Origin of the sequence: Prochlorococcus marinus CUG1433, assembly GCA_017644425.1 — a bacterium.
GTDB lineage: Bacteria > Cyanobacteriota > Cyanobacteriia > PCC-6307 > Cyanobiaceae > Prochlorococcus_A > Prochlorococcus_A marinus_U.
Genome location: JAEPLN010000001.1, coordinates 1,376,696 through 1,389,828 on the forward strand (window position 1 = coordinate 1,376,696; position 13,133 = coordinate 1,389,828).

Annotated in this window: 10 protein-coding genes; 4 read left to right on the top strand and 6 right to left on the bottom strand. The window is 25.4% G+C overall.

Translation table 11 applies throughout. The annotated features are described in order from the left end of the window. Positions 1–70 precede the first annotated feature (70 nt). Genes JJ842_07790 through JJ842_07800 form a run of 3 tightly spaced genes read left to right on the top strand, consistent with a single transcriptional unit; the run spans position 71 to position 3,427 of the window. On the top strand, positions 71–859 hold the full coding sequence (locus JJ842_07790) for a glycosyltransferase (protein MBO6971811.1): 789 nt from the start codon (positions 71–73) through the stop codon (positions 857–859). A gap of 2 nt (positions 860–861) precedes the next feature. After that, the gene (locus JJ842_07795; GenBank protein MBO6971812.1) at positions 862–1,695 is read left to right on the top strand and encodes a polysaccharide deacetylase family protein; all 834 of its coding nucleotides are present in this window, start codon (positions 862–864) and stop codon (positions 1,693–1,695) included. 4 nt (positions 1,696–1,699) lie between these two features. Next, on the top strand, positions 1,700–3,427 hold the full coding sequence (locus tag JJ842_07800) for an ABC transporter ATP-binding protein (GenBank protein ID MBO6971813.1): 1,728 nt from the start codon (positions 1,700–1,702) through the stop codon (positions 3,425–3,427). Here JJ842_07800 and JJ842_07805 read toward each other — a convergent pair. From JJ842_07805 to JJ842_07820, 4 genes are all read right to left on the bottom strand, one after another. After that, positions 3,418–4,011, bottom strand: coding sequence for an SIS domain-containing protein (locus JJ842_07805; protein ID MBO6971814.1), 594 nt, complete (start codon positions 4,009–4,011; stop codon positions 3,418–3,420). The genes JJ842_07800 and JJ842_07805 overlap by 10 nt on opposite strands. 25 nt (positions 4,012–4,036) lie before the next feature. Continuing rightward, complete coding sequence (locus JJ842_07810) at positions 4,037–6,148, bottom strand: peptidoglycan bridge formation glycyltransferase FemA/FemB family protein (GenBank protein ID MBO6971815.1); 2,112 nt, start codon at positions 6,146–6,148, stop codon at positions 4,037–4,039. A 246-nt stretch (positions 6,149–6,394) separates the two neighbouring features. Further along, a complete protein-coding gene (locus JJ842_07815; GenBank protein ID MBO6971816.1) occupies positions 6,395–7,876 on the bottom strand; it encodes a GMC family oxidoreductase in 1,482 nt (493 codons plus the stop codon). Positions 7,877–7,904: 28 nt separating this feature from the next. After that, positions 7,905–9,158 (bottom strand): hypothetical protein, encoded by a 1,254-nt coding sequence (locus JJ842_07820; GenBank protein MBO6971817.1) that lies wholly within the window; start codon positions 9,156–9,158, stop codon positions 7,905–7,907. 419 nt (positions 9,159–9,577) lie between these two features. On the opposite strand from JJ842_07820, the gene rffA reads away from it, so the two are divergent. Further along, the gene (gene rffA, locus JJ842_07825; GenBank protein ID MBO6971818.1) at positions 9,578–10,708 is read left to right on the top strand and encodes a dTDP-4-amino-4,6-dideoxygalactose transaminase; all 1,131 of its coding nucleotides are present in this window, start codon (positions 9,578–9,580) and stop codon (positions 10,706–10,708) included. A gap of 28 nt (positions 10,709–10,736) precedes the next feature. On the opposite strand, the gene rfbB is transcribed toward rffA, so the two are convergent. Together rfbB and rfbA are read right to left on the bottom strand one after the other, a co-directional pair. Next, positions 10,737–11,792: a dTDP-glucose 4,6-dehydratase gene (gene rfbB, locus JJ842_07830; GenBank protein ID MBO6971819.1), complete on the bottom strand. Its 1,056-nt coding sequence runs from the start codon at positions 11,790–11,792 to the stop codon at positions 10,737–10,739. A 12-nt stretch (positions 11,793–11,804) separates the two neighbouring features. Beyond that, on the bottom strand, positions 11,805–12,692 hold the full coding sequence (gene rfbA / locus JJ842_07835) for a glucose-1-phosphate thymidylyltransferase RfbA (GenBank protein ID MBO6971820.1): 888 nt from the start codon (positions 12,690–12,692) through the stop codon (positions 11,805–11,807). Positions 12,693–13,133: the final 441 nt, after the last annotated feature.

A 13,133-nucleotide genomic window follows, 5' to 3' on the forward strand; every position in this document is an offset into this window, starting at 1 on the left:
ACAGGCGTTAACGATAAAATAGTAAAATCAAAATTACCTAATGTTTTATCTTAGATGAAACTTTACTATCTTGAATAACAAAAATTCTATTTCTGTAATTTGTCCTTTTCATAATAATGAGGACACAATAGTTAGAGCAGCTAAAAGCATTTTTGATCAAACTCTTTCTCCTAATGAGGTTATTTTTGTTAATGATAATTCTCTTGATAGATCTTTAGAAAAACTAACTGAGTTCTTGCATAAAAATAAAAAGCAATTTGTAATTCAGATAATTTCAATTAATCACTCAGGCCCAGGACATGCAAGAAATGTTGCTATTCAAAGGAGTTCATCAAATTGGATTTCATTTCTTGATGCAGACGATTATTGGATGCCAGAAAAAATAAGTAATATTGATAAAGTTATTCGAAAAAATGAATATGTAAATTTCATTGCTCATGATGAATTTACACAAAATAATAAGAAAGAAATTATTAATTCTAAGTTATCTCAATATTTTGACAACAAGGCAAAAATTCCTACTCAAATTTATAAGCGTAATTTTTTATCAACATCTTCTTGCACAGTTTCCAAGTTATTAGTTGAGAAGTATTTATTTGATCCATTTTTAGGTTCTTGCCAAGATTATGAGCTTTGGCTTGCTTTGTCATCTAAAATGAAACTAGTATTTATTCAAAAGCCTTTATGTTTCTATGATAATTCATTGAAAACATCCATCACTAATTCTAATCAAACAAAAAGATTAAAGAATCTTTTAATTGTTCTTTTTAGATATTCAAAATATGTAAGTTTTCCACTTTTTTGCTTTATAGTTTCTAAACATCTATTAGTTTTTATTATTTCATTTTTAAAAAAATAATTATGTTTTTTATTAAGAAAAAGTTTCGTGATTATTTTTGTAGATTAATTAGTAAAGTTAATCTAAGTTTTCTTTTAAACTCAAAGTCAAGAATTCAATTAAGAGTACTTATTATACATTCAATTAATGAAGAAGAGAAATTACTTAATCTTTTAAAAAACTTAAACAAAAAATGGAGATTTATTACTCCAGACCAATTCTTTCAAATTCTTGATAATAAAAAAACAATTAATCAGTCTTCATTATTAATAACTTTTGATGATGGATTCAAAGATAATCTAAATATTCTTCCAATACTTGATAAGTTTTCTATTTCGGCATTATTTTTTGTCTGCCCAGGCTTAGTTCAACTTCAAAATTCAAATACATTATTCCCTTTATTGGCAAAAAAATTATTCAGAATTCCATTAATTGATAAGGATATAGAGCTACTTAATTGGGATGATCTTCGTTACATTCAGGATAGAGGCCACTCTATTGGAAACCATTCATTATTGCATTATCAAGTGAATAAATTATCAATTAAAGAATTAAAAGAAGATATAAATTTATCAAAATCTTTATTAGAGGAAAATCTTAAGAAGAGTAAATCTTTAGAATCTTTTTCATATCCTTTTGGAGGAGCAGAACATATAAATGCAGTCTCATTGCAGTTATTAGCAGAAAATTTTAAATATGTTTTCTCTGGGATAAGAGGAAATAATAATATTAATAAAGCAAACATTATATATAGAGATGAAGTCTCAATTAATGATGATATTGAGATTACAAATTCTTTTCTGAAAGGAAGTTTTGATCTTTATTATCGATTTAAATTAATTAAGTTAATTTTTTAAATAAATGCTTTTACCCTTAAGAGATATTCTAAAAATTTTAACTTATCTAGATAAAATTTCTAAGTTAAGAATAATCTTAAATCTATTATTATCAGTAATAAATTCTATTCTAGAGTCTTTAAGTCTATCCTCTTCTTTAATATTTTTCTCTGTTCTTTTTAACGGAAATATCTCTGAGATCGGTTTTATTAAAAACTATTTACCATTCTTAATTGATATACCTAAGTCTTATTTTTTGATTCTTTTTATTGTTATTTTCTCTATCACAGGGATTATAAGAATATATTACTTAAGAAGCACATTCTTTTTATCAAGATATATAGCTAATCAATTATCATCATTGGCTTTTTTAAAAATTCTTAACCAAGAATATGAATACCATTTAGAAAAAAATACATCTCTACAAGTTTCTACGCTAACAAATGATATAGGTGAATCTGATAATTCTATCGCTGCGTTATTGCAAATCATAAGTTCCACTTTATCTTTATGTTCAATTATTTTTACTACTCTTTTTGTTATTTCTGGCAAATTTATTACTTTTATTCTTTTTATACCTCTAATATATGCATTACTATATCTAAGTTATTCCAGAAAATTTAAAACCAACAGTAAATTAATTTCTGATCTCAATGGTAAAATAATAGATTTTACTAAAGATTCTCTTTTCTCTATCAGAAATATTTTACTTTCTCATGATCAACAATATTATTTCCAAACATTCAAGAGAATTGATGCTCAGTTAAAAGAAGCACAAGCTAAAAATAATTTCTATTCTGTATATCCAAGAAATGCTATCGAAGTATTTATAGTTGGGAGTCTGGCATCATTATTTGTGATTTATCCAAAATTAGCCAGTCCAAACCTAATACCTATTTTTGGATCACTTATAATTGCAGTCCAAAGGATATTTCCTCTTTTTCAGCAAATATATTATGGTTTTTCAACTATTAAGTCTCATGAGAGCGGAGTGTTAAAGCTAAAAACATTACTTACTCTTAAGTTAGTTAATAATTTTCATTCAAGTAAACTACCTCTAAAACTCAAAACTATTTCATTCTCAAATGTTTCCTATATCTACCCTAATTCATCAAAAATTATTTTAAAAAATATTTCTCTTGACATAAAATCTGGAGATAGGATTGGAGTTTATGGCCCAAGTGGTTCAGGTAAATCAACCTTTATAAATATTTTAATGACTTTGCTTTCACCAACAAATGGAAAGATAAAAATTAATAACAGGTTATTAGATCCTCAAAGGAAAAGAAATATTTATCCAATCTATCAGGATAATATTTCGCATATTCCTCAGAGTATTCATTTAATTGATGAAGATATTCTTGCAAATATTGTTGGTCCTATAGATAATGCAAGCATTAATCAAAATAAATTAAACTTAGCCTTAAAAGTTTCTAATTTAAAGGATTTCGTTGATTCATTGCCAGATAAGATTAATACAAGGGTAGGGGAAAATGGCTCTCTTTTAAGTGGAGGACAGAAACAAAGAATTGGCATTGCTAGAGAGATTTATAAGATGAAACCTATCTTGGTTTTAGATGAAGCAACAAATGCTCTTGATCCAGTCGTCGAGGAACGCATTATTAAGGAACTTTTTAAATTACATCATTTGCAGTTGATAGTGATAGTTAGTCACAAGAAATCCAATTTATCAGATTGTAATAAAATGTTTACCTTTAATAAAGGCCAGATTTCTGTAAAAAATCAGTTGTAACCAATGTTATAGTCAATTCTTCTATTTGAAGTTGCTTCTTCATCTTGTATATTAGGGCAATTAAATCCAGCTCCATGAATAAGCTGATAGAAAAACATTAACGTAAGAACTTCACCTGTATGGTACTCATTAACATCAAGAATAATAGTGTTGCTCCTAATTTTTTCAGAAGGGCTTTTGCCTGTTATTAGAGCAGTTTTGATATTTTGATCTTTAGCAAAATCTAGTGCTTTTTTAATATTTTTAGATACACCTGAACTGCTAATGCCTATGATTAAAGTCTCTGAAAATAATTCTTCCTTTATCCCTCTCATTGAGATGGCAACCCAATTTTTAACCCATTCATCATGAGAAGTCTCATGAATTAGAGAACTAGCAAGAATTCCACTGCCTGGTGCAAAAGCTGACTTATTTGTTAATCTTGCAACATCAATTGCTGCATGATCTGCAACTGCTAGATTTCCTCCATTCCCAACAATCATAATCCTTTGAGAATTAATAAAGTCTTCTTGCAATGTTTGCCATTCTTTTGTTTTGAGGGTATTTATAAATTTCTCCTCAAATCCTTTAATCTCAAGATGCATTTTTCTAAAATTATAGCTTAATATATTATGTTATTGTAATAGATAGATTTGCATCCTCATGTAATGTTGGATTCAAACCTAGTTTAAATAAAGATACACCAGGATTATTGATTTGATCTATTCCCCCTAAGTCAAAAAACAAGCAACCTTTTTTTTTGGCAAATATTATGCTCTCCCAAAGAAGTACATTAGAGATATTCTTTACCCTTTTTTCACTATCATTAACAGCTAAAAGGTAGGTAGCAGTATTTTCATATAAACAAACAATAATTGAACCAAGAAGAATTTCGCTATTCGAATTTTGGTTATATGCCTGAAATGCAATGAATTCAACATCATCATAGCTTGAATTAAAAAACCATTTTCTTAATAATGATGAATTTATCCCATCATAATTTTTTTTCTTTTTATCCTCTTCGTATAAATCGAAAATTTTAAAAATATCCTCTTTGTTTTTGAAGCTTTTAATATTTAAATCTAATTTGAGTCCTTTTTTTAATGCATTTCTCCATCTTCCTTTCATTTTTGTTTTTATTACATCTTCATGATTTTTAAGATTTATTATGCCTGTTTGATATCCACGTATTTTGAATAACTTTCTTAAATAATGTTTAAGTTTATTGTCAAGGCTGTTTTTTTCAATGGTTAATAAGATAAGCAATCCTTTTTTAAATTCATGCTTTAAAAAAATAATTAACTTACTATAAATGATCTCAATTTCATAATCTTTTAGGGAATGATAATCTTTTTCAATCTTCATTCTATTTATAATGTAGAAATTAAAGTTATACTTTTTTTTGTAGCAAATACCAAATTTACCAATAATCTTCCCTCCTAATTTAATTTTATAAAAATAACATTTTTCGGAATATGACTTTAAATAAGATTCAGATTGAAGGTACGATGAGTAATCAATTTGATATTTTAATGATCTATATTCATATTCATTTATCCTAATAAAATTAATTTCATAATTTATATTATTAATAATTCGTTTCTTTATTATTCCGCACTTATCCTCATCTATTGAAGAATTACATATTATATACATTTTTTGATTCCATAAACTTAAAGTATTTATGAGTAAATTTTTATTGATTTTTATTTTATTGTTTAATTGAGGCCATCTTAATAGAGGAAGACCAAATTGATTTAATTTCTCTAAAATATGAATATATTCTTCTTTTAAATTTATCTCTATTCCATACTCTTTTAAAATTAAATCATTATTAGAGATTCCTGCCCATATTAGTAAATTTGAGACAATCTTTCTCGCTTTTTTGTTCTCTTTGTATGTTTTTGAATAAAAACAAATTGGAGATTTAATTATAAGCTCGGAAAGCATACTTATTTTGTGATTACGAAGCTTACTTGTAACTTTTTTATTAGTTGAGTTTTTAAATGGATCTTGTATTAATCTCTCAATTCGACTTAAATATGGGGAATTATTTATTATTATTTTTTTTAAGATAAAAAATATATCTTGAAATAAAGTTTTAAAAGTGAAATATATGTTTTTCAAAAAATATACATAACTATTTATCTCATGACCTAAAACTAGATTTTTACTATATATCAAACATCCACCCTCTCTAATTGGAAAGTGCTTATATAAACTCATAATAATAAATTCATTTTCACTTTTTATATTTGAATTAGGTATTGATAAATGAGCATTATCATAAATAATTATTCCTTTATATATTTCTTTTAGATTATTTTTAAAAGTGTCATTATCAGACTCCCCAAAGTAATTACAAATTAAAATTGCATCAATTTGATTTTTATTAGAAGAATTTATAATGGAAGAAATCGGATCAGAAATATCATAAAATTTTATATGACATAATTCTTTAATAGAGTCTATTACTTCATTGCAATAATAAGCAGGTATTCCTAATGTTGGCAGATCTTTTTTTCTCTTAGAAATTAAATTAATAATTATCTTTAAACTTGCCGTAGCAGATATAGTCCAAACAATATTTTGATCTTTATAAAAAGTATCTATATATTTATAAATAGAGCAATCATTTTTACTATTAATAGTATTTAATGATGATCCGAGAATTCTAAAAGGAGGCGCACTTGAAATGCCAATCCCTTTTATGTATTTCTTTTTATTTCTATTAATAAGCACAATTTGATTAATCTAATAATTTATCAAAAAAATTGGATAGGTTAACTTTATCATTTTTATTTTTTGGAGATAACTCTTTTCTTAATTAATTTCCTTACTGAATTTTAGCAGATTAACTTTTAGATGTATTTAAACATTCTAAAAAATTTCTTCTTTAGGCATAAATTATTTTAAGATATAATTTCAGATAAATGATTTGAGTTAATATAATTTTTTTTGTTTTTGAAAGTTTTTATAAAAAAATATTCAAGAAATCTTTGAAAAGAGATATTTTGATAATCTTAGACTCATTGCAATTATTGTAAAAGTGGGATTATAAATACTTGAATTAGGGAATATTGAACTTCCTGCTATATAAAGATTCTTTAAATTGTAAAATTTAAGATTTTGATTTACAACCCCAATATTTTCATTTCCAATAATGGTCCCTCCATGATGATGATTTCCAGTTTCAAAATTTAAAACTTCTAAATTTATTCTCTTTGCTTTAAATTCAGGAAATATTTTTTTTAAATTTGATTGATTCTCTGAAATTATATCTTTTAAAAAATTTAAATTTTTTCTACTCAAACAGCTTTTTATTTCTAAAGAATTATATTTTTTATTAATTATGACTCTGTTTTTAGGACTTGGTAAATGTTCAAATGAAATAGCAATATCAATTTCTTTTGGGTCATTTTTATAGCATTTAAACTTATATATTAAATATTTAAAAATATCAAAAGAAATAATAAATTTGAGAAGAGTACTGAGAAATGCATAAAAATTTTTTTCCAAAAATCTTCTTTTTATAATTTGGATTTTTTTCAGAATAGTTTTTGAAATAATATTTTTTTGTACTCTTGGTGATATGGATATTCCATAATTTATTTTATTTTGGCTATCTTTATTATTATTTTTTAAAATAAATGCTTGGTTTAATTCTTTTAATTCTTTTTTACTAAAGTTATTATATTTACCTATTGCAACCTTGCCAATATTTATATAGGGGTGGAATGTAATATATCGCCCAGCTGATTTACAGTTAAGATTATTTTTATAAATTAGATTTAATAATATTTTATTATTTTCGAAGCAACCAGTAGATAAAACAATTTCTTTAGCGAAAAATGATTTTTCCAAACCTTTATTATCTATAGTAATAATCTTTTCTACTTTATTTTTTGAATTATTTAAAACAATTTCTTTTAAATTTCTATTAAAAATAATATTTATATTTTTGGAGTCAAATATTTCTCTGCCTTTTTTTATAATAAAGTTCTCGTAATTTTTTCCAAAAGTAAAATGAGATGAAGCTATTTTTATTGAGTATTTCTTTCTCAAGGCTCTCCATCCTTTATTTTCTATTTTTAGATCTAAATTTGATAATTGATTACTAATATTTAGATATTTCCATGCTTCTTGATAAGCTTTTTTAAGTTCATTATATTCAATGCCCCATTTAAGAAGCCCTTTATATTCAAAATCAATTAAATCAAATTCCCAAAATGTACCTCCTACCCCTGGAGCTTTCCAGAGAGCAGAGGTACCAAAGAAAGCTTTCTTCCGCTCCTCTCTAAAATTTATTTTAAAGTCACCTTTGCTTTTGCTCTTTTTATAATCATAATTTAATATTTTATTTTCATTCCCACTTTCTATTATTAAAACTTTTTTATCACTGTTTATAAAATACTCAGCTGTCGCAATCCCAGCTGGTCCGGAACCTATTATTATCAGGTCATACTGCATTATTGATCAATCGAACAACTATTTTTGATTATATAGTATTTATAAGATATGAAACACGAATCGAATTAATTAAAATTCCAATAATTAAAGGTATATTTATTAAAATTTCTATTGGTTTGGGCAACTTAATTTTTTTCTCAATATATATTATTAGATATAGAATATTTATTGTAAAAATAAATGCAAATATAAAGGAATAGCCTTGTAGATGTACAGCAAAAGATTGCTGAAATAATAGACCATAAAAGAGAATAGACCAAGATAGAGGCATAAATATCCATTTAGCTTTTTTACTATTTTTTATAAAAACTATTAATCCAAAAATTGACAATAAAGATAAAGAAAATAAACTAGCAATTGCAGATGAACAATTAAAATAGCTTATATATTTTTCCAGGGTTGATAAATTATCTAATTGACTGTTAGTAAAGCAAACACTGAATCTACTTCCCCCTAAGAATTGAAGAGCAGCAATTATACCTCCATGATGAATATTATTAAAGCTGTCAATACCAATGCGATAGAGTGCTTTACTTCCTGAATGATTTATATTCATAATTCTCAAAAAGAGAAGCTGAATACCATGGATAACTATTGGCATACCACAAGCTAATGAATACAAATAAAAACCTTTTTTATTTTGAAGAGTATTTGGTAAATAACGATATGAATAATCCTTTTCTAATAAATTACCTAAAAAGAAACTTATTATTTTATTGAAAATTACAAATATAAATAAAAAGAATATCCATATCCAATGCATCAATCCAGCTAAAAAAACAAATAATAATCCAAGATATTTTTTATTAAGGATAAAAAAATATATACTTAGCAAATAAAATGTCAGAAATGATACCTCGAACCAAGGAGCAATCATCATCCTATATGCCCATGGAGAAGTTAAAAATAAAGAGAATAAAATAGTGCCATAAAATAGTGATTGAAACTTATTTCGTATTTCCATGACATATAAGCCTATTTCTGAAACTAAGAAACCCACAATCGAAATTAAAATGTAATCAAAAAAACTGCCTAAATTAAGTAATTGATAATTTGGTATTAATTTATTTAAAAAAGCTTGGGGAAGATAACCTATCAAAGGCACTAAATATATTTCACCTATATTATTCTCCAGATAATTGGTAACTTCTTGGACACTATTCCATGAAGTGTATCCAATATAGTTAATTAAGGAATTTTCGGAAATATTTTCAATAGCATTTACTATTCTTTCAAAATGATATGGTCTCCATTTTATACCTAAAGGAGAGTATGTTTGCATGAAATAATAATAAAAAATTGTTATGAGAATATATAAAAATATCCTAAAAAGAATAGGTGAAAAAAATATTTGATATTCTCTTATATTTTTATTTTTTATATCTTTGCAAAGCATTTTATAATGGAATTATATTAATAATAGTACGAACTTAACCTTTTTTATTTTTCGATTAAAAAAGGCTAATCTAGATTATAAAAGTATGACAAAAATAAAAATCTACATTTAAATTATATTAATCCAATGCATAAGTAATTTAATTTTTTTTTCTTATCTATAACTATGACAAATTTTGAATTGAGATATAGTTAATATAGATAGGCTAATAAACAAATAAATCTATATATTAAAAAGGATGATTTTTCAAAAATATATCAATCAAAATTTATCTCCAAAATAATTTCTCGAATATATAAACTAAAATGATTCCATTTAATAAAATATATCTTACCGGAAAAGAGAAGTTATATATTGAAAAAGCTCTAAATACTCAAACTGCTGGGGATGGGAACTACACCAATAAATGTAGTAAATGGTTAGAAACTTTAACTGGAGCGCATAAAGTGTTATTAACAACTTCATGTACTGCAGCACTGGAAATGGCCGCAATATTAATTAATATTAAACCCGGCGATGAAGTTATCATGCCCTCTTACACTTTTGTTTCAACCGCAAATGCTTTTGTTCTAAGAGGAGCAATTCCAGTTTTTATTGATGTTTATGAAAACGATTTAAACATAAATGTTGAAAATATTGAGAAAGCAATAACAAAAAAAACGAGGGCTATAGTTCCAGTTCATTATGCAGGAAACAGTTGTAAAATGGAAAAAATCAAAGAAATCGCAAATAAATATAGTTTATTCATCATAGAAGATGCCGCACAATGCATAATGAGTTTTCATAATGGAAAACATTTAGGAAGTACTGGAGATTTAAGTGCATTTAGCTTTCATCAGACTAAAAATATTTCTTGCGGAGAAGGAGGAGCTTTAGTTATTAATAATCCAAACCTGTTTGATAGGGCAGAAATAATTAGAGAAAAAGGTACTAATAGAAGTCAATACTTAAAAAAACAAAGCAATTTATATACTTGGTTGGATATTGGTTCATCTTATCTTCCAAGTGATATTAATGCAGCATATTTATGGGCTCAGCTGGAGGGATCAAAATTTATAACTTCAAAACGTTTAAAAGTATGGAAAAATTATAAAGAGAGTTTTTCTTATATCGAAAAAGAAGGTTTAATTAAGGTGCAAACCGTTAGCAGTAATCAAGGTTACAATGCTCATTTATTTTATATATTATTAAAAGACGAAATCTTAAGGAATAAATTTATAAAAGATATGTACAAAAAAAATATAATATGCACGTCACACTATATTCCTCTTCATAGCTCTCCCTTTGGAAAGAAAGTGGGCAAAACACAAGATGATTTAAAAGTTACAGATTCTATAAGTAAAAGAATAGTAAGATTACCTATGTGGGTTGATTTAGATAAATTTCAAAACAAGATAATTGATAGCTCTATTAAAATTATTCAAAAACTGGTATAAATTTCAAATGATATTTAATTATTAACAACTAAAAGAAATTTTTTAATCCTAACCTTTCGCAATTATAATCACTTTTAAATAATTGTTTTTCAACCCATTTTTGATTATTTAGATACCAATCTACAGTAATTTTTAAAGCGGATTCAAAAGAATATTTTGGTTCCCAATTAATTTCTTTTTTGATCTTTTTAGTATCCAGTGCATAACGTTTATCATGGCCTGGACGATCTGTAACATAATATATAAGGTTCTTTGAAGATGATTTTTTGTTTAGTTTTTTATCTAAAATTTCACATAGTAGCTTAACAATCGCATTATTTGATATTAAATTATTTGCCCCTATACAATAGGATTCGCCAAATTTACCTAACTCAATAATCTTTAAGATTGCTTCTACGTGATCATGAACATAAATCCAATCTCTAATAAATTCTCCATCACCATAAATAGGGATTTTAAAATTATTTATAACTTTGAATATTACAAGTGGGATTAATTTTTCTGGAAATTGTCCAGGACCAAAATTGTTCGAACAATTACCTATTATTACGGGTAATTTATAAGTATGAAACCAACTCTTTACAAGAAAATCAGTAGAAGCCTTTGAAGCTGAATATGGTGATCTAGGATTAATTTTTGATTGTTCATTAAAATAACTATTTTCCTTTGCCGAACCATATATCTCATCAGTACCCGCATGATAAAAAATAAATTTATTTTGTCGATCTTTATCCATTTTAAAATAAAGTTTTCTAGCTGATTCAAGTAAATTTAAAGTCGCTGAAATATTATTTTCCACAAAAAGGCCTGGATCATCAATTGAACGATCAACATGAGTATCAGCTGCCAAATTAATAATTAAATCTGGATTAATTTGAAATATTATTTCTTGTATTTTACTACTATCAGAAAGATTATAATTTATAAATTTATATCTATCTTTTAGATTATTATCAATTATAATTTCAGCACTTGCATAACCATTTTTATCAATATTAACTATTTTATAGTCTGTATGAATTAGTAATTTTTCTATCAGATTCCTACCAATAAATCCAGAACCTCCTGCAATTAAGACTTTCATATTAAAACATTATTAATTAAAATCCTTTTTCATATCAAGCAATCTCAACAAGTACTTTCCATAACTACTTTTTATTAAATATTGAGCTAAAGAATATAATTGTTTATCATCTATCCAACCATTTCTCCAAGCTATTTCCTCAGGACAGCCAACTTTTAAACCTTGACGATTTTCCAAAGTTCTAACATAACTACCTGCATCATGAAGAGACTCAAAAGAGCCTGTATCTAGCCATGCCAAACCTCTACTAAATATTTTTGCCCTTAACTTATTTTCTTTTAGATAAAGTTTGTTCAAATCGGTAATTTCTAGTTCTCCTCTTATTGAGGGACGAACTTTTTTTGCCTTTTCAACTACTGTTTGGTCATAAAAATATAATCCTGTTATTGCGTATTGACTTTTAAAAGATATTGGTTTTTCTTCAATTGATTTAATTTCATAATTTTCATTAAATTCAACAATACCATAATTATGGGGATCACTAACAGGATATACCGTTATTGTTGCTCCGATATTTTCCTCCATAGATTTTTTAATTTGCCTTATAAAATTCTGCCCATGAAAAAAATTATCTCCCAAAATTACAACTGATGAATAACCTTTAATATATTCCTCGCCAATAATGAATGATTGAACAATTCCTGCAGGTTTTTCTTGAATAAGATAATTGATATTTATCCCAAGGGATTTACCATTTCCTAGAAGATCTTCAAATAGATTATGATCTCTTTGTGAACATAATATAAGAATATCTTTTATTCCAGCCAACATAAGTATTGATAAGGAATAATATATCATTGGCTTATCATAAATAGGTAATATTTGCTTACTAATCGAATTTGTCAATGGAGATAATCTTGTACCTTTTCCTCCAGCCAAAATTATCCCTTTATATTTCATTTTTAAAACTTAAAAGGTATAGCTTTAATTTTAGTACAGAAAAGCTTTAAAATAAAAACAAATAATTTAATAATTAAAAAAACCTTTAAAAGGTATTGTGCTCGTTATTCAAATACTGTTTTTATAAATTAAAAAATCTAAAAATATCATATAAGTATTTATTAAGAAAAAGATAGGGCTAATTGATATTAAGGAATTTTTATGGATTATTTTTCTGTAAACATTAACTATCGATTATAATTATTCTGTTTTCAAATTTTTTTTAAAAGCTATATTTTAGAAATTATTGATAAATATTACTCATGCTTGAGACTAATCTAAGAATATAAATAATCCGAGAATTAATTTATATTTATATCTTCTTTTATTAATTGTTTGCTTACGAGATTAGCTGATTAAAAATACTAATTATTCATAAAAATCACTTTTATCTGTTAGAGA